29 protein-coding genes and 2 tRNA genes are annotated in these 26,257 nt (G+C 46.7%); 23 read left to right on the top strand and 8 right to left on the bottom strand.

The genetic code is table 11. The annotated features are described in order from the left end of the window. Positions 1 to 119 precede the first annotated feature (119 nt). The 7 genes from QXJ75_03000 to QXJ75_02970 all read left to right on the top strand — a co-directional run bounded on the left by QXJ75_03000 (position 120) and on the right by QXJ75_02970 (position 4,868). On the top strand, positions 120 to 788 hold the full coding sequence (locus QXJ75_03000; GenBank protein ID MEM3737045.1) for a translation initiation factor IF-6: 669 nt from the start codon (positions 120 to 122) through the stop codon (positions 786 to 788). 123 nt (positions 789 to 911) lie between these two features. Then, the gene (locus QXJ75_02995) at positions 912 to 2,090 is read left to right on the top strand and encodes an MFS transporter (protein MEM3737044.1); all 1,179 of its coding nucleotides are present in this window, start codon (positions 912 to 914) and stop codon (positions 2,088 to 2,090) included. 62 nt (positions 2,091 to 2,152) lie between these two features. Beyond that, positions 2,153 to 2,479, top strand: a complete 327-nt coding sequence (rpl12p, locus tag QXJ75_02990; GenBank protein ID MEM3737043.1) for a 50S ribosomal protein P1 — start codon at positions 2,153 to 2,155, stop codon at positions 2,477 to 2,479. 156 nt (positions 2,480 to 2,635) lie between these two features. Continuing rightward, the gene (dph5, locus tag QXJ75_02985; GenBank protein ID MEM3737042.1) at positions 2,636 to 3,442 is read left to right on the top strand and encodes a diphthine synthase; all 807 of its coding nucleotides are present in this window, start codon (positions 2,636 to 2,638) and stop codon (positions 3,440 to 3,442) included. Continuing rightward, positions 3,435 to 3,695, top strand: a complete 261-nt coding sequence (locus QXJ75_02980; GenBank protein ID MEM3737041.1) for a DUF357 domain-containing protein — start codon at positions 3,435 to 3,437, stop codon at positions 3,693 to 3,695. Before dph5 ends, QXJ75_02980 begins: the two co-directional genes overlap by 8 nt. A 12-nt stretch (positions 3,696 to 3,707) precedes the next feature. Continuing rightward, positions 3,708 to 4,154, top strand: coding sequence for an adenylyltransferase/cytidyltransferase family protein (locus tag QXJ75_02975; protein MEM3737040.1), 447 nt, complete (start codon positions 3,708 to 3,710; stop codon positions 4,152 to 4,154). A gap of 555 nt (positions 4,155 to 4,709) precedes the next feature. Beyond that, positions 4,710 to 4,868, top strand: a complete 159-nt coding sequence (locus QXJ75_02970) for a hypothetical protein (GenBank protein ID MEM3737039.1) — start codon at positions 4,710 to 4,712, stop codon at positions 4,866 to 4,868. Here the strand turns inward: QXJ75_02970 and QXJ75_02965 are convergent. Both QXJ75_02965 and metG read right to left on the bottom strand, forming a co-directional pair. Continuing rightward, positions 4,828 to 5,517, bottom strand: a complete 690-nt coding sequence (locus QXJ75_02965) for a CehA/McbA family metallohydrolase (protein ID MEM3737038.1) — start codon at positions 5,515 to 5,517, stop codon at positions 4,828 to 4,830. The two genes, QXJ75_02970 and QXJ75_02965, sit on opposite strands and share 41 nt — an antisense overlap. After that, a complete protein-coding gene (metG, locus tag QXJ75_02960) occupies positions 5,518 to 7,524 on the bottom strand; it encodes a methionine--tRNA ligase (protein ID MEM3737037.1) in 2,007 nt (668 codons plus the stop codon). Between the two features lie 142 nt (positions 7,525 to 7,666). On the opposite strand from metG, the gene ahcY reads away from it, so the two are divergent. The 12 genes from ahcY (at position 7,667) to QXJ75_02900 (ending at position 19,032) form a co-directional block, all read left to right on the top strand. Then, the gene (ahcY, locus tag QXJ75_02955) at positions 7,667 to 8,926 is read left to right on the top strand and encodes an adenosylhomocysteinase (GenBank protein MEM3737036.1); all 1,260 of its coding nucleotides are present in this window, start codon (positions 7,667 to 7,669) and stop codon (positions 8,924 to 8,926) included. A gap of 82 nt (positions 8,927 to 9,008) precedes the next feature. Next, positions 9,009 to 9,422 (top strand): translation initiation factor IF-2 subunit beta, encoded by a 414-nt coding sequence (locus QXJ75_02950; GenBank protein ID MEM3737035.1) that lies wholly within the window; start codon positions 9,009 to 9,011, stop codon positions 9,420 to 9,422. A gap of 6 nt (positions 9,423 to 9,428) precedes the next feature. Then, a complete protein-coding gene (locus QXJ75_02945; GenBank protein MEM3737034.1) occupies positions 9,429 to 9,740 on the top strand; it encodes a DUF424 family protein in 312 nt (103 codons plus the stop codon). Between the two features lie 107 nt (positions 9,741 to 9,847). Continuing rightward, the gene (gene eif1A / locus QXJ75_02940) at positions 9,848 to 10,150 is read left to right on the top strand and encodes a translation initiation factor eIF-1A (GenBank protein ID MEM3737033.1); all 303 of its coding nucleotides are present in this window, start codon (positions 9,848 to 9,850) and stop codon (positions 10,148 to 10,150) included. A gap of 162 nt (positions 10,151 to 10,312) precedes the next feature. Next, a complete protein-coding gene (locus QXJ75_02935; GenBank protein ID MEM3737032.1) occupies positions 10,313 to 11,143 on the top strand; it encodes a serine protein kinase RIO in 831 nt (276 codons plus the stop codon). 131 nt (positions 11,144 to 11,274) lie between these two features. After that, entirely contained in the window at positions 11,275 to 11,841 is a 567-nt protein-coding gene (locus tag QXJ75_02930) for a KH domain-containing protein (GenBank protein MEM3737031.1), read from the top strand. Between the two features lie 6 nt (positions 11,842 to 11,847). Then, positions 11,848 to 13,401: a DNA topoisomerase VI subunit B gene (locus QXJ75_02925; protein ID MEM3737030.1), complete on the top strand. Its 1,554-nt coding sequence runs from the start codon at positions 11,848 to 11,850 to the stop codon at positions 13,399 to 13,401. Continuing rightward, positions 13,364 to 14,461, top strand: a complete 1,098-nt coding sequence (locus tag QXJ75_02920; GenBank protein MEM3737029.1) for a DNA topoisomerase IV subunit A — start codon at positions 13,364 to 13,366, stop codon at positions 14,459 to 14,461. The genes QXJ75_02925 and QXJ75_02920 overlap by 38 nt, the downstream gene beginning before the upstream one ends. Before the next feature lie 150 nt (positions 14,462 to 14,611). Next, positions 14,612 to 14,729, top strand: a tRNA-Ile gene (locus tag QXJ75_02915). 344 nt (positions 14,730 to 15,073) lie between these two features. Beyond that, complete coding sequence (locus QXJ75_02910; protein ID MEM3737028.1) at positions 15,074 to 15,379, top strand: hypothetical protein; 306 nt, start codon at positions 15,074 to 15,076, stop codon at positions 15,377 to 15,379. 141 nt (positions 15,380 to 15,520) lie between these two features. Next, on the top strand, positions 15,521 to 16,765 hold the full coding sequence (locus QXJ75_02905; GenBank protein ID MEM3737027.1) for a glycosyltransferase family 4 protein: 1,245 nt from the start codon (positions 15,521 to 15,523) through the stop codon (positions 16,763 to 16,765). Continuing rightward, positions 16,765 to 19,032: an amylo-alpha-1,6-glucosidase gene (locus QXJ75_02900; GenBank protein ID MEM3737026.1), complete on the top strand. Its 2,268-nt coding sequence runs from the start codon at positions 16,765 to 16,767 to the stop codon at positions 19,030 to 19,032. The genes QXJ75_02905 and QXJ75_02900 overlap by 1 nt, the downstream gene beginning before the upstream one ends. On the opposite strand, the gene QXJ75_02895 is transcribed toward QXJ75_02900, so the two are convergent. Continuing rightward, on the bottom strand, positions 19,020 to 19,511 hold the full coding sequence (locus tag QXJ75_02895) for a hypothetical protein (protein MEM3737025.1): 492 nt from the start codon (positions 19,509 to 19,511) through the stop codon (positions 19,020 to 19,022). The genes QXJ75_02900 and QXJ75_02895 overlap by 13 nt on opposite strands. Before the next feature lie 265 nt (positions 19,512 to 19,776). Here QXJ75_02895 and QXJ75_02890 point away from each other — a divergent pair, with 265 nt between their 5' ends. The 4 genes from QXJ75_02890 (at position 19,777) to QXJ75_02875 (ending at position 23,262) form a co-directional block, all read left to right on the top strand. Next, positions 19,777 to 20,391 carry a GyrI-like domain-containing protein gene (locus tag QXJ75_02890; protein ID MEM3737024.1) on the top strand — a complete coding sequence of 205 codons (615 nt, stop codon included), beginning with the start codon at positions 19,777 to 19,779 and terminating at the stop codon, positions 20,389 to 20,391. Positions 20,392 to 20,401: 10 nt separating this feature from the next. After that, the gene (locus QXJ75_02885; GenBank protein ID MEM3737023.1) at positions 20,402 to 21,088 is read left to right on the top strand and encodes a DNA alkylation repair protein; all 687 of its coding nucleotides are present in this window, start codon (positions 20,402 to 20,404) and stop codon (positions 21,086 to 21,088) included. 590 nt (positions 21,089 to 21,678) lie between these two features. Beyond that, positions 21,679 to 21,975 (top strand): DUF6114 domain-containing protein, encoded by a 297-nt coding sequence (locus QXJ75_02880; GenBank protein MEM3737022.1) that lies wholly within the window; start codon positions 21,679 to 21,681, stop codon positions 21,973 to 21,975. 891 nt (positions 21,976 to 22,866) lie between these two features. Beyond that, entirely contained in the window at positions 22,867 to 23,262 is a 396-nt protein-coding gene (locus QXJ75_02875; protein ID MEM3737021.1) for a hydrolase, read from the top strand. A 192-nt stretch (positions 23,263 to 23,454) separates the two neighbouring features. Here QXJ75_02875 and QXJ75_02870 read toward each other — a convergent pair. The 5 genes from QXJ75_02870 to QXJ75_02850 all read right to left on the bottom strand — a co-directional run bounded on the left by QXJ75_02870 (position 23,455) and on the right by QXJ75_02850 (position 25,950). Then, positions 23,455 to 23,539 (bottom strand) — tRNA-Leu (locus QXJ75_02870). A 120-nt stretch (positions 23,540 to 23,659) separates the two neighbouring features. Further along, on the bottom strand, positions 23,660 to 24,109 hold the full coding sequence (locus QXJ75_02865; protein ID MEM3737020.1) for an Hsp20/alpha crystallin family protein: 450 nt from the start codon (positions 24,107 to 24,109) through the stop codon (positions 23,660 to 23,662). A 15-nt stretch (positions 24,110 to 24,124) separates the two neighbouring features. Further along, the gene (locus tag QXJ75_02860) at positions 24,125 to 24,913 is read right to left on the bottom strand and encodes a proteasome assembly chaperone family protein (protein MEM3737019.1); all 789 of its coding nucleotides are present in this window, start codon (positions 24,911 to 24,913) and stop codon (positions 24,125 to 24,127) included. Between the two features lie 58 nt (positions 24,914 to 24,971). Continuing rightward, on the bottom strand, positions 24,972 to 25,478 hold the full coding sequence (locus QXJ75_02855; protein MEM3737018.1) for a THUMP domain-containing protein: 507 nt from the start codon (positions 25,476 to 25,478) through the stop codon (positions 24,972 to 24,974). Between the two features lie 37 nt (positions 25,479 to 25,515). Beyond that, positions 25,516 to 25,950, bottom strand: coding sequence for a phosphoribosyltransferase family protein (locus QXJ75_02850; protein MEM3737017.1), 435 nt, complete (start codon positions 25,948 to 25,950; stop codon positions 25,516 to 25,518). Positions 25,951 to 26,257: the final 307 nt, after the last annotated feature.

The following is a 26,257-nucleotide window of genomic DNA, read 5'->3' as shown; positions in this document are numbered from 1 at the left end:
GTTCGATTCATTGCCTGTGTCTTCATGTATCTGAATATTACAATCTTCCAGTAAAGAGCGGGGTCTTCTGCGGAGTAATGGTAAGGTTTATAGTGTCTGGTTGTTTATCGGTGAGTGAATTGACTATTCACAGATTTGAGATCCTCGGAAGCCCTAACTTGGGAATCTACGCCCTAGCTACCGATACCTATGCATTAGTTCCCACCGGGGTGTCCGAGGGCAAGCTTGCAAAGATACGGAAAGTCTTGGGGGTTGATGTCTGTCAAATAGATGTCGGAGAGTCTAAGCTCAACGGCGTCCTAGCAGCTGGGAATACGCACGGAATAGCTCTACCTTACTACTCGTCTGAGGAAGAAGTTCGCCTCCTCAAGCGGGAATTAAGGGACATAAACGTAGAACGTCTAGCTGGAAAGAAGACAGCCCTAGGCAACCTAATCCTCCTTAACGACAAAGGCGCTGTGGTGGATCCTTCCTTCCAACCCAGCGAGATGAGGGCGCTTGCGGACATCTTCGACGTAGAGGTTCACCCCGCCGAGATAGCCCACCTACCCTATGTCGGTTCCTTCGCAGCAGCCACAAATCGAGGCGCCCTACTCCACCCGCACGCCGAAGAAGAGGAGAAGGCATTAATAACTGAAGTTCTGAAGGTGCCTGTGGATGTTGGGACTGTGAACGGTGGGGTTCCCTACGTAGCTAGCGGCATTCTGGTAAATGTCCGTGGGGCTTTAGTCGGCTCAACAACCACCGGCCCAGAGATTCTAATCATCTCGAACATCTTCGAAGTTTAACGGTTTTGGGCTTATTCGCGCCTTCACTCAGCTGAAGCGCTAACCACCTACTTTTCTGAACACCGAGCCCGTTGAATTTTAATATACGTCAATTTCCACTCTAATGCAGCTTTGAATCAGCCGTTGCGGAGGTATAAGATTCTCGCCCTATGTTCGCTAGTCCATGGGCTCAACCACTCATACTGGGTGATACTTCCCCCACTTCTACCCATACTCATCAAGGAGTTCGAGATCTCCACTACAGAAGCTGGACTCTTAGCCTCAGCCTTCTTTATCCCGTACGCAATCTTCCAGTTGCCAATAGGTTCTATAGCTGATAGGGTTGATCGTAGGCTGCTTATAGGGTTAGGGCTTCTTCTCTCAGCTGTAGGTATCTTCCTCTCAGGGCTTGCGCCCAACTACTGGACACTGCTTATATTCCAAGCGGTGGCCGGATTTGGTGGAGGAACTTACCACCCTTCCGCTATAGCCGTTATAGCCCAGAACTTCCCTAGCGAAGAGAGAGGGCGCGCATACGGGCTCCACGGCATCGCCACAAACCTTAGCTTCTTCATCACACCACTCATGGTAACACATCTGGCCACTTGGGGGTGGAGGACGCCATTCCTCCTCTTCGGTCTCCTTGGAGTAGTTGCCTCCGCCATATTTCTCCCTCTCGCCGGGCGCCAAGCCAACTCTGCAACCGTAGAGGAGCGTAAGAGGATGACATTTGTGCTACGGAACCGCCAACTACTCAAACTCTCAAGCATAAACGCCTCAGTCACTGTGGTAGACCGCGGCGTTGTAACCTTCCTTCCACTACTTCTAACTGTAATTTACAGCTTCGACGTGGCTCAAGCCGGCAGTACACTTTCACTTTTCTTCCTCTTTGGCTTGGCAGGGCAGCTCATCGGCGGCTATCTGACTGATAGGATAGACCGTCGAGTACTCTTGACGGCAATGCTCACCGCAATCGGGATTGGCACACTCGCCTTTGCCTTAGCGCCTTCTCCACTACTGGCTCTACCCACCGTCGCTATCGTAGCAATATTTCTCTTCTCCACTTTTCCACTTACGGAGACCTTAGCCACAACGTTTCTCCCAGAGGCCAGCCGAGGGAGCGGTCTCGGCGTATACTTCACAATAAGCAGCGGGGTAGGGGCGTTTTCACCCTACCTTATCGGCGGTCTCATTGCCATCTTAGGCTACCAACCCGCTTACCTCTCGTTGGCATTCGTGGCATTCGCTGGAGTTCTCATCTCAGCTAGGTCTGGCTCAAAACAGTTAACCTCAGGCAAAACCTTCAAATATGAGGGGAGATAAATAGATCGGAAAACCTAAATGGTCGAAAGGTCTATGGCTGTTTGGTGATGAGGTGAGTGTTGTTGTCTTCCCCATATATTCATGCGGCTCTTCTCCTACACTTCGCTAAACAACCCGTCAATGAAGAGAATCTTAAGAAGGTTCTTTCAGCGTCAGGACTAACCTTCGACGAGGCGAGGGTTAAAGCACTCGTAGCTGCCATATCAGAGGTCAACATCGACGAGGCCTTAAAGTCATCCCCTATAGGGTTTGCCCCTGCATCCCCGGCAGCAGCTCCAATGCCAGCTGAGGCGGCTGCAAAACCCAAAGAGGAGAAGAAGAAGGAAGTGAAAGAGGAGAAAAAGAAGGAGGAGGAGGCCCTAGCTGGACTTGGGGCTCTTTTTGGTTAAATTAATCCCCCTTAACCCTCCTCTAGTATACGAACCGTGTTCTACGCGGCTAAGGTAGCGGCTCCGTTACTATAACTGGTCTGTTGGAGCGGCGGCTGTTTAATCTCGCCCCATATAGTATTTCTTTGCCAAATTTCCAATAGGTGGTGGTTGGGTATGTTGACCTTTGTGGGGTTGGGGCTAGACCACGAAGGTGGGTTAACTTTATCCGGGCTTAAGCGGGCTGTGGAGGCTGAGAAGATATACATCGAACTCTACACGAGTCTTATGCCCCGCCTCTCGATCCAGAACCTCGAGAAAATTTTAGGCAAGCCGATCGTTAAGCTGAGTAGGGAGGATCTAGAGGAGCGCCCTGAAGAGACCATCCTGAAGGATGCGGATGCGTCAGATGTTGTCCTCCTCGTTCCAGGCGACCCAATGGCGGCTACTACCCATATTGACCTTAGGCTCCGCGCCTACAAGCTGGGGATTGAAACTAAGGTCATTCCTGGTGTATCTATTCTAACAGCCGCAGCTGGGGCAGCTGGGCTCCAAAACTACAAATTTGGGAGGACGGTTACTATACCCTTCCCTAGCGAGATCTACAGACCGGAGACACCTTACGACGTAATCGGCGAGAACACTGCTAGGAGGTTACATACACTCGTACTCCTCGACATAGCAGCCAGCCATGGACGGTATATGACAGTTAGAGAGGGCCTCGAGTATCTTCTCTCCATAGAGAAGAGGCGGAGAGAGGGAGTTGTCACTCCCGAGCGGATAGCTGTAGGGGTTGCCAGGGTTGGCTCAGATCAGCCAACTATCAAATGCAGTAGAGTGGGCGATCTACTACAATTTGACTTCGGTGGTCCTCCTCACATTATAATCTTCATAGGGGAGCTCCACTTCATGGAGAAGGAAGCGTTGAAGGCATTCGCCGGTGCTCACTGTAGTGAGGGGCTGTTGGGTGGAAACTATGGATGAGCAGGATCGCATAAAGTTTGAGAGGTATAAGGGAAATCTCGAGAGGGTGTTCTCTCAGCTTGAGCTTAAAAAAATTGACAGAAACAGTGGGGAAGTCATAGATTTGGCAAGGAGGTATTTTGAGGATGCCATTTATTTCAGAAAGAACGGCCATGTTACCACGGCTTTAATCTCCTTAGCTTACTGTGAAGGGCTCTTAGACGCCCTGCGTCTTCTGAAGGTTATCGATTTCAGGTGGGAAGAGGACAGTTAGAGATGATAGGCTTTGTCTGAGCGTAAGAGGGTTCTGGCTTCAGGTGTCTTCGACTTGATCCATTATGGACACCTCCGCTTCCTTGAAGAGGCAAAGAGGTTAGGTGGAAAGGGCGCTGAGTTGATAGTAGTGGTGGCGCGGGACTCCACAGTCAGACGTTTAAAGGGGCAGGATCCAATTCTTCCAGAAGATGAACGACTCGCTATCGTTGAGGGCCTAAAACCTGTCGACAAAGCCTTCTTGGGGCATGAGGAGTTGAACATCTCGGAAGTAATCGAAACCTACAAGCCAGACATCATCGCCCTCGGCTATGACCAACATGAGATCGCGGGGAAAGTCAGAGCTGCCATCGAAGAGGGGGGTTACCGCATTAAGGTTGTAACAATTCCAAAATTCGGGCGGGGAGATCTGAACAGTTCCTCCAAGATAAAGCGCAGGATAATCGACAACTTAAGGTAGCGCTCTGGTATCGCGCCACTCACCTTGGGTGAAGGGCATCTAAACGGGATAATAACGCGGGCAAGCCATTTAGAGTTCGCAACGTTAAGAGCCTCACGGGCTTCACTCTAAAGAATTTGAATGTAGCAGATAGGTGAAAATTAGCTCTGCTTGGCGGTACTCTATTCCAGAGGCTTGGGCACGGGTTAAGGGTGCATAATCTTCGAAGAATCGAAAAATGAGACGCAGGGAATCCGAGTCGCCATCCACAAAGAGGCGTGGGGTATTTACTGTTTTGGTTTGCAGAGCGTAAAGATCATGAGATGCCTTTTTCAGTGACCGGCCGCGTTGTCATTAATGGGCATGTATCTTACCAAAGGATATTCCATACGAATCCTTTAAAAAAAGGATTCGTTAATCATCGTTTTTGACGTGTTTTTTTATAATTGTTTGGCTTGCCGAACTAAAGGCTTATATTTTAATATTTCATTGGTATTTATTTTTAATTTAAATTGAAATACAATAGAATATATCCTCTAAGCTATAGAGTGTGGTTAACTCTGGAGGGAGAGAGCGATGAAAGTATTACAAGTCATACTGCCCGAGCGTGTTCAAATCCACAATCCTTCAAGACCTGTTAGAGGGATAGACTTGACAGATCTAGAAGATCGAACAGGATTTGACAAGAAGATTCTCATAAACCTAAACCTGGATCAGATAGAGGACGAGATCTAAAGGCCCTCCCACTTTTTATAACACGCATACCCACCCTAAACGCCAAATTTCTCCAAGAATCCCTACCTCCCTCAGCTTTACTCCTCCCCTCCTTTAACGCCTTAAGGATATCGTCGAGCGTTGGTCTATCAACATCGATACGGGTATAAGCTGTACCGATACTTTTGGGGGTATGGGCGTCACTCCCACCCGTCTGAGGTAACGCTAACTTCTCCGCCAGTCGCCGGCTCATCTTGGTCGAGAAGGGCCATATAGTCGAAGAGTTCACTGTCTCGATAGCGTCTGGTCTCGCCAGCTTAATAGTTTCTTCTTTAGCGCCCTTTAAGATAGAGGTTGGGTGCGCAATGACTGCTACTCCGCCTAGGCTGTGAATTGCTTCAACGGTCTCAGCGGCTGGCATCGACCTTGGAATGTTGTCTCTAATACCGAGCCCCAGTATGTGAGCCCCCAACGAACTTACCTCAATACCTGGCACAATAATTAGACCTGAGTTGTTCGGCAGCCTGTTACAGACCTTGGTGGTGTTGTGGTCCGTGATGGCTACACCATCCAAACCCTGCTCTTTTGCGCGTTCGATAGCCTCCTCGAGGGTGATATAACTATCCAGAGAGTAGACTGTGTGGACGTGGAGGTCAAGTTTGAGTTCCATTTAATAGATCTTGCTCCCAGGTTTCAGCTGTCGGTCTGGTTGCAGTAGTGCAACTTTTTCGTCGTCCTCACCAGCTAGGATCATTACTTCAGATTCTACGCCAAAGATCTTCTGCGGCTTTATATTGGTAACTACTGCTACCAACCTACCCCTCAACTCCTCTGCTGAATAGTTTCCCTTTAATCCTGCTACAGCCGTCTTATGTTCGCTTCCCCCAATGTCCACAGTCAACTTGTATAGTTTTGTAGATCCTGGAACCGAGTTCACATCGATGATCTTGCCTATCTTGAGGCTAAACTTGGAGAGCTCATCTACTGTCATCTTGCCTTCATCCCTTGCCACGGCTCCCACTTCCAGCTTGCGTCTAACCTCTGAGAGTTCAATCTTGGAGAAGATTGGTTTAGGCTTCATTACTCTATGGTTTGGTGGCAGCTCCTCAGATGCAGACATCCATCTCTGATCGTGGACGCTATTTGGAAGCCCCAGAAGCCCCCAGACATATTCCGCCGTGGAGGGCATGAAAGGTGCTAATAGAACTGCCAGCGCTTTTACGATCTGCGCAGATGTGTAGATGGTGGCCGCAGTCCTCTCCGGAGTGGTCTTGATGGTCTTCCAAGGTTCCCTGTCATTGATGTATTTATTTCCGAGACGTGCTAGCTCCATTACAGCCCCAACTGCGGCTTGCAACCTGAACCGCTCAATATAGGAGGCAACATCGGCGCTATACTTCTTTATCGATTGGAGTACCGCTTCATCCTCCTTATCTAGCCTGTTAGGTTTAGGTATACGCCCGCTATAGTAGCGGTCGACGAAGGTTAGTGTGCGGTGTATGAAGTTTCCTAGGGTATCGTTGAGGTCGGAGTTCACTTTCTCTAAGAAGCCATCCCATGTGAAGTTTGAGTCCTTCGCCTCCGGTCTGGATGAAATGAGCGTATACCTCCAGTAATCAACAGGATACATCTCAAGTGCTTCATCAATCCAGACTCCAACTCTGCGGCTCTTAGAGAACTTCTGCCCCTCGAACATGAGAAACTCTGTCGAGTCCACATTCCATGGCAAATTATATTTCTCTCCACTGGCTAAGAGAAGCGCTGGCAGTATTATTGTGTGGAAAGGGATGTTATCCTTCCCGACGAAGTAGAGCGTCCGTGTCGAGGGGTCAACCCAATAGTCACGCCAACCCTCGGGGTTATCTTTGTCTCTAAAGTATTCAATTGTGGCTGAAATGTACCCGAGCACTGCTTCTATCCAGACATAAACGGTTTTGCCTTCTGCCCCGGGGAATGGGGCTGGTATCCCCCAAAAGTTGTCACGTGTTATGGGTCGGGGTTTGAGGCCTTCCTCTATCATCTTGAGCGTAGCGTTCCTAGCATTGTCTGGCAGCTGCCTATTGTTTTCAATGTATTCTAGAAGTTTTTGCGAGAACTTGGGCAAGTCGAAGAGCCAATGTTTAGACTTCCTAAGAGTTGGGTGTGCCCCACAGATTGTGCAGTGTAGTCCAATCAGCTTGGTAGGCTCAAGAAGTCTGCCGCAGAAGTCACATTGATCCCCACGTGCTCCCTCATACCCGCAGTATGGGCATATTCCCTCTACGAATCTGTCCGGCAGGAAACGTTGGCATCTGGGGCACCATGGAAGTATGGTTTCTTCCGTGGTGATGTAACCGTTCTTGTAAATTTTAAGGAGGATCTCCCGTACTATCTCTTTGTGAACGGGGCTCTCGGTTCTTGTGTAGTTGTCGAAGGAGATTTTCCACCTCTGGAAGAGGTCTTTTATCTTGGCGTGGTTTCTATCTGTAAGTTCCTTCGGATGTTTCCCTTCCTTTATGGCTTCGACCTCTATAGGTGTGCCATGCTCGTCAGAGCCGCTTACGAAGACCACCTCTTCGCCCTTCATCCGCAGATATCTAGCTACAACATCCGCTGAGAGAACAGAACCAATCATCGTCCCTAGGTGTGGCACATGGTTAATGTATGGCCAAGCTGATGTGACCAGCCATCTCCCCAAGAGCTGTCTTCCCCCTCCTTATACCAGTCTACTAGTATACACCTATAGAGTGTAGCTTCCCAATATATCTGTCATAATACCGTGGTGAAAGAGGCTTAAATCCTCCTACTCAGGATAATAGGGTCAACTTGGAGGGGTGGCTATGCGAGAGTTTGAGGTCAAGGATATCTCCCTAGCCGTGGGAGGCCGCTTATCCATCGAGTGGGCTGAGAGCAGAATGCCGGTACTCATGAGTATCAGGAGCGACTTTGAGAAACGTAAACCTCTCAAAGGTGTTAAGGTCGGCGCATGTCTTCATGTTACTAAAGAGACCGCAGTCCTTACTCGGACCCTAAAAGCTGGAGGGGCGGAGGTCTATCTCTGCGGCTCTAATCCTCTCTCGACCCAAGACGATGTTGCGGCAGCATTAGCTAGCGAAGGTACTAATGTCTATGCTTGGAGAGGTCAGACAGGCGAGGAGTACTATAGGTGCATAGAGAATGTACTTTCACATCAACCTGAAGTTACCCTCGATGATGGTGCAGACTTAGTCATGACACTACACACCAAGAAGAAGGATCAGTTGCGAGCAGTGATCGGAGGTACGGAAGAGACCACCACCGGCGTCGTGAGGCTTAGAGCTATGGCTAAATCCGGGGTTCTGAGCTACCCAATTATCGCGGTGAACGACGCCTACACGAAATACCTCTTTGACAATCGTTACGGAACAGGTCAGAGTACCATCGATGGTATACTGCGTGCTACGGGTCTCCTTTTAGCTGGAAAGAGCTTCGTTGTCTGCGGCTACGGCTGGTGTGGCCGTGGTATAGCGATGAGAGCCCGTGGGATGGGCGCCAACGTGATAGTAACTGAAGTTAGCCCTTTGAAGGCTCTTGAAGCCAAGATGGACGGCTTCTTGGTGATGCCGCTTCTAATGGCATCCGAGATAGGCGACTTCTTCGTAACTGCTACTGGTAATATAAACGTGATACGCGGGGAACATATGTCAAAGATGAAGAGTGGTGCCGTGATAGCCAACGCCGGCCACTTCAATGTGGAGGTATCCATCGCTGAACTGAGTGAGCTCGCTGAACAAAAGAGGTTGATTAGACCAAATGTTGACGAGTATCGGTTGAAGGATGGGCGACGCATCTACCTATTGGCTGAGGGTCGGCTCGTCAATCTCGCGGCTGCTGAAGGTCATCCGCCGGAAGTTATGATGATGTCCTTCGCGAATCAGGCTCTCTCGGTTGAATATCTTTTACGTCACGGGCGTGATATGGAACCTAAGGTCTTCAGAGTTCCAGAGGAGATCGATGAGAGGGTAGCGAAGCTAGCTCTCCAGAGCCAGAAGGTTGAGATAGATAACCTCACAGCTGAACAAATTGAGTACATGCGAAGTTGGGAGATGGGAACCACTTAAGGACGGAGCGGTTATCGTAGACCGAAACTCCTTTTACCTCCTCTGCATCATAATATGTTTGAGCAATTTCCGTGAATCATAAATGAACGAGAAGAACTACGAGCAACAGCTGAACAGGCTTTACTCGAATTTACCTAAAGGTGCGGCCACCAAGACACGTTTCGAACCGCCTAGGCCCTCAGTAGTGATCGCGGGAAATCGGACTTTCATCACTAACTTAAAGCATATATGTGAGACGCTCAACAGAGACTGCCAGCATCTTGTTAGATACTTGGCTAAGGAGCTTGCTACCGCTGGAAGCATTGAGGAGGACCAAGCGGTCTTTCAGGGAAAATTCGATAAAGTCCGTGTTAACCACATCGTAGATGACTATATCAAAGAGTTCGTCATATGTCCAGTCTGCCACGCCCCAGACACAAAAATCGTTCGGGAAGAGCGTTTCCGCTTTCTCGTCTGTGAGGCGTGCGGCGCAAAATCCTCTGTGAGGGCAATATAGGAGTTAGTGGCCGTGGTTCAGGTCTACGCGAAGGTGACGAAGGTCAGAGGGGAATTACTTGTGGCTATATGTGATGAAGACGTTCTAGGGAAATGTTTCGAGGATAAAGAGAAGAGAGTAGTCTTCGAAGTTCGTGAATCTTTCTACAAAGGGGAAAAGATCGAAATTAGCGAGTCAATAAAACTCCTGAAACCAGCTACCATAGTCAACCTGACAGGCCCAGCCATAGTAGACGCCGCAGTTAAGGCTGGCTACGTTGACGCGCCTAACGTAATAGTTATTGGTGGTATTCCTCACGCTCAGATAATAAAACTGTAGCTCCACTGAAGAGGCGTTATGGTTGTTTGGTACTAGGTTTTAAATTATAGTAAAGCTACTTTCCGAGAGAGAGAGATAAGTGGCTTAGCGGGTAGAGCTGTAGGAAATTGAAAAGGAAAGTCTTGAGCGAGGAGGAACTCAAAGACCTTATACTGCCTGGTGAAGGGCAGATGTTGGGCGTCGTAATCAAGATGCTTGGCTTCGATCGAATGGTCGTAAGGTGCGAAGACGGCAAGGATCGCCTATGTAGGATTAGTGGAAAACTCAAAAGAAAGATCTGGATAAGAGAGAACGACGTCGTCCTAGTCTCGCCTTGGGAGTTCCAAAGCGACTCAAAGGGAGACATCACGTGGAGGTACACACATAATCAAGCAGAGTGGCTTAGAAAGAACAACTACCTAAAAATGTAATAACCGCCGATTACCTCATTGTTCATTAATTTACTGCACAGAAAAATCTCGGCTTTTGAATGTATGATACCTCAACTAACCCATCACCCTCTGACTGGTTAATCCATATCCTACTGTGAAGCTAATATTCTCCTCATCACTTAATTCATTCGAGTGAATATCATGCCACGGAATGAATTGCCAGCGGAAGGGAAGTTTCAAAAGAAGCTTGACCGAGATGAGAGGCTTTATGACGTAACTCAACGTATGAAGATTAAACGCTCCGAGGATTACGATGTTCTCGAAGAGGTCTTCGATAAACCCACTTTGATGACCCTTTACCACCTCATAAATAAAGGTGTAATTGACCGCCTCTATGGTGTGGTAAAGAGTGGGAAAGAGGCGCGCATCTACAGAGGGCTGAACAAGAGCGGGCGCGAGTTAGCTGTGAAGATATATCTCGTAGCCTCGGCTGAGTTCAGGAAGGGTATGCTACAATATATCGAAGGTGACCGCCGCTTCGGGAAGGTTAAACGTGATTCCCGCAACCTGATATACACTTGGGCGCTTAAAGAGTTCAAGAATCTCGAGAAAGCCTATAGTGTAGGAGTTAGGGTTCCTCAACCTTATGCTGTGGAGAATAATGTGTTGGTAATGGAGTTCATAGGTAGCAATGGTATACCAGCGCCTCTTCTAAGGGAAGCGGAGCTTCATGACCCCAGTAGGGTTTACAAGAAACTCTTGGAGTATGTGAAGATTCTCTATCGGGATGCTAGCCTCGTGCATGGGGACCTCAGCGGGTTCAATGTTATGGTTGTCAACGATGAACCTGTTATCTTCGATCTGTCGCAGGCAGTTCTGTTAACACACCCGATGGCATCTCAGTTACTATACCGCGACTTAGTCAACCTTGCGAACTTCTTCAAACATCTTGGGGTGGAAGTAGAGCCGGTCGAAGTAACTTACATTTGGGTGACTGGCTCGAAGCCAAACTTCACTTTAACTGGCAGTTGAGTTTGATAGGAATAAAAAATTAAACATAATACTTAATATCTTTTATATTATCATAAAGGGGGATCCCGTGGGCTTTGGCTCTATGCTAGAAATCCCTATAACATCTAAAGAGGATAAGTGAACGTCTAGAAATGAGTTCAAATCTTAGAATGAAAATCCCTGAAGAGCGAGTAGGGGTTCTAATAGGGCCTAAAGGTTCATTTAAGAGGAAGATTGAGAAACTGTGCAACGTAAACCTCGTCGTCAGTAGCGATACAGGCGTAGTAGAATTTGAGCCATCAAGTGCGCCCAGCGACCCTACAGCCATCTTTAAACTTCAAAATGTGATATCAGCCATAGGCCATGGCTTCTCTTCCACCAAAGCTCTATGTCTACTCGAGGATGATGTTCTATTCGAGATAATTGACCTGCGCGACTATGTGGGGCGGTCAAAGGCTGACTTGGAAAGGTTGATGGGCAGGTTAATTGGGCGGAGTGGGAAAGCTCGCCGAATACTAGAGGAGAATACAGACACGCACATATCGATCTACGGTCACACGGTCGCGATTATAGGGCGGCCTAAAGAAGTCGAGGTCGCTAGATCTGCAATTCAGAGGCTTATAGGGGGGAGTGAGCATAGGACCGTCTACCAATATCTGAGCAGGGTTAGGCGCGAACTCAAGAAGGAGAAATTGAAGCTCTGGGAAGAGCAAGGGTGAGCTACTATGTCGAAAGAAGAGTTCTACGAGATAAGCCCAGCCGACTTCTTTTACCGGAATAAAGATTTAGCCGGCTTCAGCAATCCTGCACGCGCCTTATACTCAACGGTTAGGGAATTAGTTGAGAACTCCTTTGACGCCTGTGAATTACACAGTATCCTCCCTGACATCTATCTCAGGATCAGCCATGAGGGCGCTGAGGGCGGTGAAGGGGTCGGCATATATGCAGTGCGGGTTGCAGATAATGGCTCTGGTATTCCCGCCCGCCATATCCCACACGCATTAGCCCAAGTCTTCTACGGGTCAAAGTATAGATTAAGACAGTCTAGAGGGACTTTCGGGCTCGGCGGGACGATGGCTATTCTCTACGGACAGATAACAACAAATAATGCTGTACATGTCATCTCCTCGACGGGTACCCCAGTAATTCATGAGTATGAATTGTTGGTAGATATCCAACGGAATAAACCGGTTGTCCTAAAACATAGGACATACAGGAATGATAAGAGATGGCATGGCACCGTTATCGAGATAAAGTTAGACGGTGACTATTTGCGAGCAGGCCCAAAAATTCTAGAATACCTCAAACAGACAGCGATTGTAACACCCTACGCAAAATTGACCTTCGTCGACCCGAAGGGACGTTTGTATAGGTTTGAGAGGGTCGCAAGTGAGCTTCCTTCTCCCCCCAAAGAGACCAAACCGCACCCTTACGGCTCAGACGTTGAGACGGTTAAGCGAATAATCTCAGGGACAACTTGCAAAGACATGCTAAACTTCATGACGACTCACTTTCACAGAGTAGGGCCGGTGATAGCCAAACGTTTCCTAGAATCTGCCGGTATTCCACCCTCGAGACGCCCAAATAAGCTGAGCACCGACGAAGTAGTTAAGTTGGTTCAACATATGAAATGTTTTCCAGACTTTCGACCTCCTACTGCGGATTGCCTCTCACCGCTCGGTGAGGATTTGCTTCGCGCCGGGATAAAGAAGGAGCTGAATCCAGAGTTTGTATCTGTGAAGCAGCGTGCTCCCTCAGTATATTCAGGTTTCCCTTTCATTGTGGAGGTTGGCGTAGCTTATGGGGGTGGAATACCTCAGACAGGAGAAATTTCTCTCTATAGGTTTGCTAATAGGATACCCCTCCTCTATGATGAGTCCAGTGATGTTTCATGGGATGTTGTTCATAACGGGATTAATTGGAAACACTATAATGTAGACGTCCCCAACGCACCGTTGGCAGTTCTCGTCCACATCTGCTCCACCAAGATTCCCTATCGGAGCGTCGGTAAAGAGTTCATAGCCGACGTACCTGAGATCAGAAGGGAAATCCTCAACGGTATTAGAGATGCCGCACGGGAGCTCTCCATCTCCCTCTCAAGAAGACAGGCGATCGAGAGTGAAAAACGTCGTCTCGACGTGTTTGAGAAGTTTCTCCCAAAAATTGCGAAGTTCTCCGCCGAGATCATCGAGCGGAATGAACCTCCAGACATTAGACCGTTATTAAAGAGTGTGATGAAGTATGGCCCCGAAGAAGACCGTAAGTCCTGTGAAGAGTAAGAAGCAACATGTCTTAGAGAGCATAGAGAAGCTGGGCCGTGAGGTGTGTCGGCAAATAGATGCCGGAGCCTTCCCTACAATAGACCTCCCAAGCCGTTCGACTGGTAACATAATCTACGACGAGAAGCTTCGACAGTTCGTGTTGGGGGATAAGAAGATAAGAAGGAGCTCTAGAAATATCCGCCACCTCAGGCCCTTCACACAGCTCATCTGGTTGGCTGACATAGTCAGGCAGCTTTCACTCCAAGGTAGGACGAGTACCCTAAGGGACATCTACTACATGGCACAGGCCTACGGGGTTGATTTCACCGATCAAGCTGAATCGGACGATATAATAAATGACCTTGAGACTGTCATCGAGTTTGCTAGGGAGGATTTCAACGTATTCCCTGAGGAGCGGAGTGCCATATACGGCAACTTGACCATAGAGTATACGGCGCCTCGGTATGAAGGGAAACGTTTGAATCTCACAGTTCACCCTGACGGCGTCATAATCGGGCCTGCATTATCAAGTGCAGAGTTCATAGATACCGATGCTGAGTTGGTCATCTGCATTGAGAAGGGCGCCATGTTCACACGGTTTCTGGAGGAAGAGGTTCACAAAAAATACAAGGCTATACTAATTCATACGGCTGGCCAGGCACCCAGAGCCACCCGACATATAATCCACCGTCTGAATGAGGAATTGGGTCTCCCAGTTTATATTTTCTGCGACGCCGACCCATGGGGGATGCACATAGCTCAAGTTATAATCTCCGGCTCAGCCAACGCTGCACACCTAAAAGAGTTGACTACACCTGACGCAAAGTGGTCAGGGGTGTGGGCTTCTGACATAATCTCCTACAAACTCCCAACCGAGAGGTTGAATGAACTAGACTTGAAACGTTTGGAAGAGTTGGAGAAGGATCCGCGGTATAAGGAGAGTCTCTGGCGGAGAGAGATAGAAGTGTTCAATAAGATTCGCAAGAAGGCCGAGCAGGAGGCATTCAGCCGTTATGGGCTGACCACGATTGTAGACGAGTATCTCCCGAAACGGTTGGATGAGATGAAGAGCTATTAACACGTCTCAAAAGTCTCCCCATTTCTCGTCTCTTTTAACCCTACAATTTGGGTTTATGAAGGTTGTTTCACTGTTTGGGTGCAGAATGTTGAGGAATGCTGGGAGTTGGGGAAAATTCTTAAATCGATAGAGGCTCTCTGCTATCTTAGGGGGCCCGTAGCTCAGCCAGGTTTGCTTCCGAGCTGGAAGTACTGAAAGAGCGACAGAAGTCTCTCTGTCGTAGCTCATAACCTGTTGGTCTCCGGTTCAAATCCGGGCGGGCCCACCATACAGGCCACATAATAGGCGATTTAACACTTAAATGCCAACCCAACATAAACCATAGGCTAACGGGTGTCTCATCAAGTTTTTAAGTAAACGTAAATTAAGCGTTTTATGACCCAGAAGGGAATGAATCACAGAAGGTGAGATTGGAGTTAGGTTTTACTAACCTGTTTTAGGCGGATAATCTCTATTCGGTAAACATCTAAGTTATTGAACTAATCTAAAGATTCTTTGCATCCCTATTCACCTCGCGAGTCTAGAAGTTCTCAACTGCTCCGAGAATTTAACGGCGAATAGCCTATTATAGTCTTACTACATATCATATCCATAATCGTTCGGGTGGTACATGTGAAGAAGGAATACGTTGTCACGGAGATAACAGCTGCACCAGACGGTGCCCCCTATGTCCTAGTCTCTCTGAGAGAGCCTGGCGATATGAGAGATCGTCAATACCCAGCGTTTGGAACACAGGTGTCGACTTTCAGATCTATGGATGAACTCATCAGAAACTTAGGCCGCGTTTTGAGCACGCAGATGATGAGCGGATTTGCCACAATAATTAAGCTGGGCCTTAGTGAGTACGAGAAATTAGACATAAAAGTTGGCGACAGGGTTGCCTTGGACATCAACAAGGTCGAACTGGTGAGCGTTTAGGGCGTCTGCTTTAATGAAAACATCAAAACTTCCCCAAGTTTGTTCTTCTAATATTCACTAGGTGGATCTGGTTCACAGGGGCAACTAATTGAAGAATATTTAAAAGCATATTCCATCTTTACTGCAAGGGTGGGTGAAAAGTTGAGGATAGCATTTTTCGTATGGGAATACCCGCCAGTTCTCTTCGGCGGGCTGGGGACTTACGCACAGTATATCACCCGCGAGTTCGTCGAGTATGGGCATGATGTATCTGTGTTTACACTAAATCCCGGTGATCTTAAAACTCGGGAAATCATAAAGGGCGTCGAAGTTCACAGGCCTAATATTGTAAACTGTGCTAATGTCTTTCCGCTCTTCGTCACAGAGGACCTCTCAAGATGGGGTACTTACATCAAGTACTTCAGCGATATGTTCACTTACAATATACTCTCAGCCTCCAAGTTCGTAAACCAACTTATAAGAAAGGAGGGAGTCAATTACGATGTTGTTTGTGTGCACGACTGGCTTAGTGGCATAGCGGGGTTGATAGTTAAAAATGAGCTTAGAAGGATGCCCGTCATATTTCATGTGCATTCAACAGAATGGGGTAGAAGCATGGGTGGGGGATCCCGTGTGATCATCCATATTGAGGATACGACAGCGCAGGTGGCAGACAACATCATAACCGTCAGTCACGTCATGAAAGAAGACCTGACCCGCCATGGATGGGATGAGAAGAAGATTCACGTAGTATGGAACGGCGTAGATCCTGAACGTTACAATCCTGAGGTTGTGGATACTAATAAAATCCAAAAGCTCAGGGAAAGTTACGGCATAAGGGAAGATGAGCAGATGATACTTTTCGTTGGTAGGCTAACGTGGGTTAAAGGCGTAAGGAACCTAATCCAAGCTTTACCTTTAATTCTCCGAGACTTCCCAAAAGTTAAGCTTGTAATATTGGGGAGAGGTGAGGAGCAGAAGGACATAATGGAGCTGGCGGGGCGCCTAGGGGTAAACGATAAGGTTGTCTATAGGTTTGAGTTCGTTCAAGAAGATGAACGCATACTTCATTACGCCGCATCTGACCTTTGCGTCCTTCCATCTATATATGAGCCCTTCGGCATTGTAAGCCTCGAAGCAATGGCTATGGAGAAACCTGTAGTCGTCGGGGCGAAGGGTTGCGTCGGCTTCAGGGAGCAGGTTATTCCTTCAGGCCCTGAACAAAATGGGATACATGTAAACGGCGAAGACCCGGCAGACATCGCTTGGGGTGTCAAAGAAGTTTTGAGAGATCCGGCATACGCCAAAAAGTTAGGCAAAAACGGAAGAGTTAGGGTTTTAAAGTATTTTACATGGAAGGTTGTGGCTGAGCAAACTTTAAAGATCTACAGGGAATCTTTCCGTTAATGGTAGTTTACAAGCTCCCCAGTATGATAACGGATAGTAAATTATCAACCCCGGTTTTCACCTACGAAACGGATGAGAACCCTGACTGGCATTTTGCGAGGGCGCACCGTTTCTTACTGCGTAGCGAGGTTGCTGAATTAGGTCTCTCGGCTTACTCTGTGACAATAAAAATAGGAACAGAATCAGGAGAATTGTTTCTCACATCCCCAAATAGAGACTACCCTTACGAAGGCTTCCTTGCGCTAACACAAGGGGAATACTGGAAATTCATAGACTGTCTCGCCTTCTCTATACTAAGCGGCTCTAGAGTCTTACCAATCCAGCCTGTGAGGGTTATCGCAACAACAGGCCTCTTAAACTACCATTATGCCATCACAAGTTCAAGCGGCCAAATCGGCTCTTTAAATGTGATATACTGGCTAAACAGGAGCAATGCATGTTTAAATTTGGCTTTCCAAGCAGAGCTTCCCAAACTCAGTTCTGATTTCATATTAGCTGTCGCTCCACTTGTTGACATTCGGCACATGTACTCAGGGAGCGAACCAGGTAAGCATCGCGTGAAAGTTAAGGCTGAAAAAAGAGAAGTATATGTGGAAAAAGACATGCATGCACTAAAAATTTACACTCCAAACGAGGTTACGTGTGTTAAAGAGTTAAAGAAGAGACATGACTGGTTTTACAAACTTGATGACGGGTTTAGGGTCATGACGCCCCAGGGAGTGAAATTTCGCGGGGAGCATAGAGAACTATTCATTCCAGCCCTGTTCTACATTGGATACCCTAAAGATGGCGAGATTATCTTCCACGTAGCCGCTGAAGACCTTGAAGATAAGATAATCCCTCAAACATTTGGTGAAACACTCAGAATGGAGATGGAGAACTCGTCCACGCTCAACAGAGTGTTCCCCTTGAAGAACATTGGCGACCCGCAGATCCGTAACTCAATCTTAGCCAGAATAGACGCCTTTCTGAGGTTTAAAACGAGAGTCTTACTTCCACAAAAGAAGATCAAACTTTCTGTACCTGAGGCCGGCGCTTGGTGGTTTAGGGCTGTTTGGTTCCGTGATGTATACCTAAACCTGCTTCAAAACATGAAAACTCTCGAACTGCTCGATAGAAGGCTAAAACTCGTCAGGGATTCTCTTCTATTGGGTGTAGAGTATTTCGACGAGCACACTGGTAGGATACCTAACAGCCTCCCAACCAGAGCCTCGGAGAATCCCTCCTATGATAGCGTAGATTCAACTCTACTATTCTTCTCACTAGCCTGTAAGTATGCTAGAAAGACAGGAGACACCTATTTTGCCCTCAAAGTTCTAGAACTCTTTGGGAGAACTCTACAAGCATGGAAAAAGTCGTCTACTGATACGGTTAACGGCTCGCCAGTGATTCATGAAGATGGGTTACTGGCGTGTGTGCCTTGGCACTCGTGGACAGATTCGAGAATAGCTGTCGTGAAGGGCAACTGTAAAGTTGAAGCCTTACCGGCGAGAATACCGAGAATGTGGCAACTGGAAGAACTTGACTCATCTAATCCTGAGGAAGTCTATCGTCTCTTTAACACTCCAAGATTTTGTCTCCCAGAGGTGAACGCCCTATGGATTCACGTACTCGAATTAATAGAAAACTTGGCTAAATTTTCAGGGCTGCATAACTCGACGATCATTGAGGATGTTAAAGGCATTCTCGAACCTGCGAAAAATGGTTACCTTAAAGTCTTTTGGAATGGAAGAAAAAATTTCATGTATAATGTTGTATCCCGTGACCTATCTAGACGTGATGAGACTGAGGGATCTCCGGGGATGGTAGCCGCCACTATTCTCCAGCATTTGTTTCCACAGGATAAATTGGAGATGGTCTGGAGGACTGTAAAGGACTGTTTACTTATATATCGTAGAACTGTTTGGTTGGATAAATATGTCAATGAGGTTTTGCCGTTTGGCGTTATGGTGAAGAATTGTGAAGATAAGATTTACCTAGATGATCAACAATACCATGGTGCAGTGGTCTGGCCTAGGGATACGCCTTTTCTGATACAGCTACTGAGCAGGCTTCAAGAGTATGACGCCATTAGAGGGCTGTTGATCAGTAACCTAGACCACCAGATGAGTGAAGGGGTAATCTTCTATAACCATGAGCTGTTCAGCCTACCGCTTGGAGTCAATCCTTCGCCAGTGGAAGGTTTTAAAGATAATCCAGTTCCAGTAAAAAATCCTGCCCAGTTCTGGTCGCAATGGGTTGACCCATACCTCAATTATGCTTTATAGTTCTTCCTCAGTTTGCTCCAAAACCAGAATGCTACCAGAGCAACTGTGAACCAGGAGATCATGTCTACTGAGAGTGCTGGAAAATTGATTCTAAAATAGTCAGTTGGGCCTGCAATAGTGCTCAGGGTTCTAATTAGCCAGGCGAGTGGAAAGCCGTAGTTTATGTGGTAGAAGTCAGGCCACATAACCTCTTCACTATACATCAGGCTGCAGAGTGTTAAAACTACACTCAAGAGTAGGGATCGGGTAAACTTTAACTTCACAGCTCTCTTGGAGGTTAAGATACACCAGAGACCATCGGCTATCAATAGTCCTCCAATCAGCCAGGTAGCTGGGGGTAAGATGTCAAGTACCTGTTTGCCGAGGGGAGGTGGGTAGGTCTGGATCCAGTATAGCTGTGCGGACCACAACTCGAGGGCTAAGCCAGTAACGATTATAATTGCACCTATCACTATCTCCGTGATACATCTTTTATTCAATCCAGATACCCCGAAAGTCGTTTTTTAGGCAAAAACAGGCAACGATAATAGTATAGGCTTAGATATTAAACCACACATTAGAACAGCGACAGGATACCTTGAACGTCCAAATCAAACACGCTTAGCATATACGTTTTCGTCTTTAAACTGCTCTTCTAAAGTGCGGGGGGTTAGGTTTAAACATTGGTTCTTAGATGTTGCCAGCCAACCTTTTAGGAAAATTTATGTAGATTACCGATTCTATTTAGAAAGGGGTATTAAAACTGTGGCAACAACAAAATTTGACCTCACAAAGGAATACAAAACATATTATGCGGCAAAGACAAGGCCGGAAGTTGTTGAATTTGATGAAGCTAAATTTTTGACAATAGAAGGCAAAGGTGCTCCTGGCAGCAAAGAATTTACAGCCAAAATAGAGGCGCTATATCCCATCGCTTATGGTGTAAAGAATCTTTGCAAAAAACAAGGTAATGATTCTGGGGTTCCAAAACTTGAGGGTCTTTGGTGGGTTGAATCTGATAAGCCCGCGTTGGAAGTTCCTCGTGAGGAGTGGCGATGGAAACTTCTCATTCGTATGCCAAAATTTGTAACTTCGGAGATTGTTGAGAAAGCCAAGGCAGAGATTATCAAGAAGAAATGTATAGAACTGGTCGAGGAAATCAGGTTTGAGAGAATAGCCGAGGGTAAATGTGTTCAAATTATGCATGTCGGTCCTTATTCAACTGAACCTGAATCGCTGTCAAAGATGAGAAAATTGATGGAAAAGAATAATCTCGTCGAAAATGGTCTCCACCACGAAATCTATCTCTCTGATCCAAAACGAGTGTCTGAAGAAAAAATGAAGACGATATTGCGGCAACCAGTAAGAGAAAGAACATAACAAGGTAAAAATGCAATATGAGGACATCCTTAGGAAACTAAGGGAATTATCTAATCCCAAGGCAGTAGAGGGCATGGCGCGGTTTGGTATTAATCCAGAGAATACTTATGGAGTTTCTATTCCAAACCTAAGGAGAATAGCAAAAGAAATTGAAAAGGATCACTCTCTCGCTCAACAGCTTTGGTTTTCAGGTGTTCATGAAGCGCGTATACTTGCGAGCATGATCGACGATCCGATTCAAGTGACAGAAAAACAAATGGATTTGTGGATAAAGGATTTCAACTCGTGGGACGTATGCGATCAGTGTTGTATGAACCTGTTTAGTAAGACATCAATGGCATGGGAGAAGGCAATAGAATGGACAAAGCGTGAAAAAGAATTTGAAAAGCGCGCAGGTTTTGTATTGATAGCGTGTCTAGCATGGTATGACAAGGAATCACCAGACGAGAAGTTTTTGGTCTTTCTGCCCGTGATAAAACAGGGGGCTAATGATGATAGAAATTATGTCAAAAAAGCAGTCAACTGGGCGTTAAGAAATATCGGAAAACGAAACCCAGATCTGAACAAGAAGGCAATTGAAACGGCAAAAGAGATTCAAAAAATGGATTCAAGAAGTGCACAGTGGATCGCTTCCGACGCGATTCGAGAGTTAACAAGCGAAGCAGTTCAAAAGAGACTGCGAGACAGAAATAAATAAAGGACACAGGGTTTGGATCCACAAAAGATAGCGTAATATCAGCATCGTCTTTAAGACAATGCAGTTAGAGAAGAGCTGCTGAAAGTTTTATGATTCTCTCATTTCTGGGTATCTTTTGCTCTTTGCTTTTCACCTGAGTAGAACCTTAAAGAAATCTGGAGTGAGAAAATTAAACGAGGTAAGCCACGCATCCCAAGCTATCATACCGTGTATAGGTCAGGGTTTAAATTCTCGGAATTTTTAAAGATCATGAAACTCAACAGTAATACTTCAGAAGAATTAAGCATACAAACCCGAGAGATTCGAGCTTATATTTCGCGATTCTACATGGTCATAAAAGAAGAGAACGCTCTAGGCATTAAAGGACAACGCGTTTTCGACACAAATGATGAGAGATATGCCAGTTTGCATATGGTAGTTGGGATTAAGAGGTGAAATTTTAAATATCGTTCATCCTAAACATACGCTGTTAAAGTCTGATGAGTTCATATCAAAAGCCTACGGCAGCTATCCTTCTTTCATTGCTTTCTGGCATTTTCATAGTTTTAGGCAGCGCTATTATGTGCCTTTGGTGGAGTTGGTGGTGGCCTATGGGCTGGAGGGGTATGATGCAGGAAATGGAGGAGCATATGCCTGGATGGAACTTTGAAGGAATTGCGTATGCTATGGGTATTGTGGGCATAGTCTTCGGCATAATAATAATTGCGGCTACTATCCTGCTTTACACAAATCCCACACAACATGAGTTATGGGGCGCGTTAATTATAGTATTTTCAGTAATTAGTGTGATAAGCTGCATGGGTGGTATGGGAATAGGGCTACTCCTAGGAATCCTTGGAGGAATGTTGGCTATACTTTGGAAACCAGAAAAAATAAAGCAAACATAAAAGCTATGGGTTTCATTATCTGCAACAATTTTTATCAATGCTGTTGTACAATGCAAAGTTTATCCAGTCTGCTAATGGAAAGCCCCACAACCATATTATTCTTAATTTCCATAACACGATTCGAATCAGCAGTGGAAGATGAAATTACTTACAGTTTAGTACGCCGAAAAGAATAGTCAGCAGCCTTAATCTCTGTGACTTTTCGATTCGTCACCTCTCAAGGCATCCAAAGCTTGCTTTATAGACATCCATAGACATCCTACATCGAATCATTGACAACATTCCCAAGAAAATGTGATCTAAACCGATAATTTAAACGCCAGTCGTAAACTTTAGTGTGGGGATTAGGTTTAAAACTCGGTTTAAATTCCCGATTTTTTGCATGAATTCATAACAGGCGCGTGTTAAACCAAGATAAAATGCATGTATGCGTTAACATCCTGACTTTGAGTCTGTAGTAAAAGACGTTTGCTTCAACTTCATTGTCTATTGAGTGAAGGGAAAACAGAGCACGTATCGCTCTATCAAGGTAAATGTGATTAACGCCTTCTTGCTTGGCAAAACTGCGGAAATCCCCGAAAAATGGATTGGAACGGCTCCATCTACATTAAAATCTGCCAAGTGACGTTCTTCTATGGTGAAGCCCTCATCCTCCAGCCGCGTGATATAATCTTGTAGCTTCTCTTCTGCTAAATTTTCAGTGCCAATACAGTGAGACCCCAACTACAGAGATAAGGAAGATAAAGAAAAGGATGATTAGAACTGTTCTCCTATTCAACTGTTTCTCCATAACCGTATAGAGTCCCTTTCCATCAAAACATTACTATTTCAACAGTTTTTCTTGCAAATTATTAAATTCTCAAGCTTCATAGGTGGTAATGGAGTTGGAATATGCCTTTTACTCCTCTTCATTTTGGTCCAGGCTTAGGGTTAGGTCTTCCCCTGAGGAAATATCTTCATACTCCAACATTCTTATTGGCAAGCGTTATCGTTGATGTGGAACCTTTTTTGGTGCTCTTCCTTGGGTTAAGGTATCCCTTACATGGATACTTGCACACATTCATATTGGCTATATCAGTAGGCATTGTTCTCTGTTATGCTATGTTCATTCTTGAGAAATTTCTCCAACCTCTTTACAAAATATTTCTTTTGGAAGCAGGCAACAGTTTGAGTCTGAAGTCTTTCGTTGTTGCAGGTGGTTTAGGAACTGGTCTTCACGTTTTGCTGGACGCGCCACTTTATGCGGACATAACACCATTCTACCCAATAACAACAAATCCCTTCTAAGATCTCTCTCTTACGCTAGAAATCTACAGCGTATGCATTTGGATGGGAGCCTTCGGAATAATATACTACCTAGGATTACTAAGCTTTTCAATTTACAGAAAACCATCAAAAAGAAATAATGTCCAAATGAATGTTGCGACAAAGAATGTAACGCGCAAACCTAGATTATAAACGTGTTTTGTGCAAATTAAGTGCGGGGGGAGGGATTTGAACCCTCGAACCTCTACAGGACAGGATCCTCATTCCTGCGCCTTTGACCATGCTTGGCGACCCCCGCCCGACTAATTACTTGTGAGGGATCCATCTATAAAGTCTTCTTCACTTCACCCGCAACCTCAACCATCTCAACCTAGGCGCGAGGCCGGTAACGTTAAACTGCGGAGAAATATTCATACAATTACTCTACTGGGATCGCGGTTCCAGTGATCTTCTTAGGCAGCCTCACTTGGAGGATTCCATCCTTGAACTTCGCCCTCGCCCTGTTTGGATCAACTGGGGCTGGGAGGGGGATAACCTTTCGGAATCCGTCAAACTCCACCCGGCTACAGAAAGGGCTCCAGAGGTCTGGTTTATAGCGCTGGGTCAGGGGGGCTTCAATCTTGAGCTCGTTCTCATTCGCTTGGATCTTTATGTCTTCCCTGCTCACGCGGGGCAGATCTACCTTTACCACTATCTCGTCTTCAAGCTCCCTAACCTCTGTGAGAGGTGTAAGGCCTCTGCGTTCAAAGTCGTATAGAGAAGTCTCAGGTGTTAAGGCTTCGAAGTATTCTTCGAAGATCCTATCCATCTCCTTCCGTAAGGCTTCTATCGTGTCGAAGATCGTCTTCTTCCTACGCGAATAGTACACCTTACGCCTCCCCACTTAGACGTAGACGCTGGGCGTTCCTCTCTCCTGCGCCTTGCTCATTGCCTCCATTGACTGTTGGGTCTGTCTCATAAGTTCACGCGCCTTAAGGCGTATCTCTTCAGCCTTCTCCAAGAGTGCCTTCACATTTATATCGACATTAAGAATTCGGCTCAGAGCCTCCAGAATTGAGGCGGAGGCGCCTGGGTCTGGGAACTGGTGGTGAGACTCCGCGAAGAGAGTTATGTTGGGCTGCTCTTTCCTGAGGGATTCTCTTAGGAGTAGGGCGTAGGCGCCAACTATTACGCCTTGCTCGAATGGAGGTACATTAGACTTCGATAAAAGATCCTTGGTCTCAGGGGTTGTGGCTATCCCGATGATGGACGGCTTCTCTATCTCGGTGCGGTTCGGAGTCGGCAACCCACTCAAGCCTACGACGAACTCGGCGCCTTTGGATTTAGCCCAGTCAACTATAGCCCTAGTTAAAGGAAAAATGAAGTAGGCTGGCAGAGAGACCTCTGAGATAACGAGTAGGATTCTGTCCCTCTGAAAGATTCGAAGCGGATATTTCGGTTCACTATCATGTATGGTAACAACTGGGGGGAGCATCTCAGAGTCTAGGTAGCCGACATCCGTCATCTTCAGCTCTCCCACTATGTGGGAAGTTGCTATAACGCCTACCAAGCCCACCTCTGGGAGACCTACTATGACATATGGTTTATCCACTGTGAGGGGTTTAGTCTCAACAACAGAGATCTCACCATATCTCGAGATCAATTGGCCCTTTGAGAATTCAGTCCCAGTCATTCTTCACAGCCCTAAGAGGCTCAACCCATAATATTTTTAACTATACACGGAAATAAGCTTAACTTTCCAACCTCACCACATCGGAAGCTCCTTCGAGGTAGGGTTTGGCGGTTGAGAAGACATCTATAGGTGTAAGTATAGCCATGCCTGCGTGCCTGCCGATTATCTCCACCCGGAGAATCTTGTCAGGATGCTTCAAGTCAACTTTATCGTCAATCAACTCCGCCAGTGAGGCGATGATCTCCGCCTTATGAAGAAGCGTATAACGGCGTTTCTCCAAGGTTGCCCTCCACCACTCGCCTGGAAGTATCGCTACCCTAAGCTTGGCAACCTCCGCACGCATAGCCTCCAAATCCGAAGTCGTCCAGGTGTCAATCGGCACCCATTTAAGGGTAAACCTGAACCTCAACGGATCCCTCTCATATATTTCACGGAGACCCTGCACCACTAACCGACTATTCAAGCTACTCTTAACGCCGAGGATACCCCGCGCGGCAGTCCGTCCTATATTAGGATGAGCGTCGCCTAGGGTTGCCAAAAGCTTCCTCGCCTCGCTCCTTGCCACCACATATTGCCCCACATAAGATACTATTAAATTGTAATCATACATGGTGTGCACGTCCAACCTCCCAAGGGTAGACCACCCAACCCCAGACCTCTTCCACCCAATAGTCTGGAGTGAATGTGGAGCCGTGTCTCTTCTGGAGGACTGCTGTCTCAACCTTCCCCCCTAAACCCTCCACATGCTCCTTCGCAGCTCGAAGGGTCTCCCCAGTGTCGCATATATCATCCACTAGTAGAACCTTGCGCCCAGCCAGTAACTCTCGACGCAGATTCTGGTATATCTGAACCCCTCTACTCACATACTCGCAAGGGTGGTGGACTCCTAACGCCAAAAGTGGCTTGCGGAGGATGTTACTGATAATTACTGCCGGAATCATTCCGCCTTTCAAGATGCCCACAACAACTTCCGGCTCCCTGACCTCTCTAGCCAAAACCTTACAGAGGCTATCCACATAAAGCCAACCTATCAACAAACCTCCCCCTAAAGATTTGGAGGCTCTCACTCAAAAGTCTTATACACGAGTTTAAAGGCTGCTTCGGGTAAGCTGCCAATAAGATGAAGATAACTGCAAGCCTGAACAGTCTGAGGATTCGAGGCTCAGTCTAATTTAAGCTTCACATCCAACTCCGGCGCAAGTTGCCTCTCAACTTACAAAATACCGGGTAAAGTGGAAAATCATTAGAGTTTAATTTCTCTAGTGGTGTGTTTTTTTTGTAGAGACGGTTAGTAGGAGAGCGTCAGAGGGAAGGAGATAGTTTGGGGTTAAACTTTATCCTCCC

The sequence above is a fragment of the Candidatus Bathyarchaeia archaeon genome, assembly GCA_038883335.1.
Taxonomy (GTDB): Archaea; Thermoproteota; Bathyarchaeia; order Hecatellales; family Hecatellaceae; genus JAVZMI01.
The sequence above is the reverse complement of the archived record's forward strand: the minus strand, read 5'-3'. Positions and strand labels throughout refer to the sequence as shown.

Bases quoted from the DNA above. Each gene is read 5' to 3' on its own strand.
- QXJ75_02930 (MEM3737031.1), top strand. From the start codon at position 11,275: ATGAGTTCAAATCTTAGAATGAAAATCCCTGAAGAGCGAGTAGGGGTT.
- QXJ75_02925 (MEM3737030.1), top strand. From the start codon at position 11,848: ATGTCGAAAGAAGAGTTCTACGAGATAAGCCCAGCCGACTTCTTTTAC.
- QXJ75_02860 (MEM3737019.1), bottom strand. From the start codon at position 24,913: ATGACTGGGACTGAATTCTCAAAGGGCCAATTGATCTCGAGATATGGT.
- QXJ75_02950 (MEM3737035.1), top strand. From the start codon at position 9,009: ATGAACGAGAAGAACTACGAGCAACAGCTGAACAGGCTTTACTCGAAT.
- QXJ75_02920 (MEM3737029.1), top strand. From the start codon at position 13,364: ATGGCCCCGAAGAAGACCGTAAGTCCTGTGAAGAGTAAGAAGCAACAT.
- QXJ75_02980 (MEM3737041.1), top strand. From the start codon at position 3,435: ATGGATGAGCAGGATCGCATAAAGTTTGAGAGGTATAAGGGAAATCTC.
- QXJ75_02880 (MEM3737022.1), top strand. From the start codon at position 21,679: ATGGGCTGGAGGGGTATGATGCAGGAAATGGAGGAGCATATGCCTGGA.
- QXJ75_02970 (MEM3737039.1), top strand. From the start codon at position 4,710: ATGAAAGTATTACAAGTCATACTGCCCGAGCGTGTTCAAATCCACAAT.
- QXJ75_02935 (MEM3737032.1), top strand. From the start codon at position 10,313: ATGCCACGGAATGAATTGCCAGCGGAAGGGAAGTTTCAAAAGAAGCTT.
- QXJ75_02885 (MEM3737023.1), top strand. From the start codon at position 20,402: ATGCAATATGAGGACATCCTTAGGAAACTAAGGGAATTATCTAATCCC.
- dph5 (MEM3737042.1), top strand. From the start codon at position 2,636: ATGTTGACCTTTGTGGGGTTGGGGCTAGACCACGAAGGTGGGTTAACT.
- QXJ75_02900 (MEM3737026.1), top strand. From the start codon at position 16,765: ATGGTAGTTTACAAGCTCCCCAGTATGATAACGGATAGTAAATTATCA.
- QXJ75_02875 (MEM3737021.1), top strand. From the start codon at position 22,867: ATGCCTTTTACTCCTCTTCATTTTGGTCCAGGCTTAGGGTTAGGTCTT.
- ahcY (MEM3737036.1), top strand. From the start codon at position 7,667: ATGCGAGAGTTTGAGGTCAAGGATATCTCCCTAGCCGTGGGAGGCCGC.
- QXJ75_02965 (MEM3737038.1), bottom strand. From the start codon at position 5,517: ATGGAACTCAAACTTGACCTCCACGTCCACACAGTCTACTCTCTGGAT.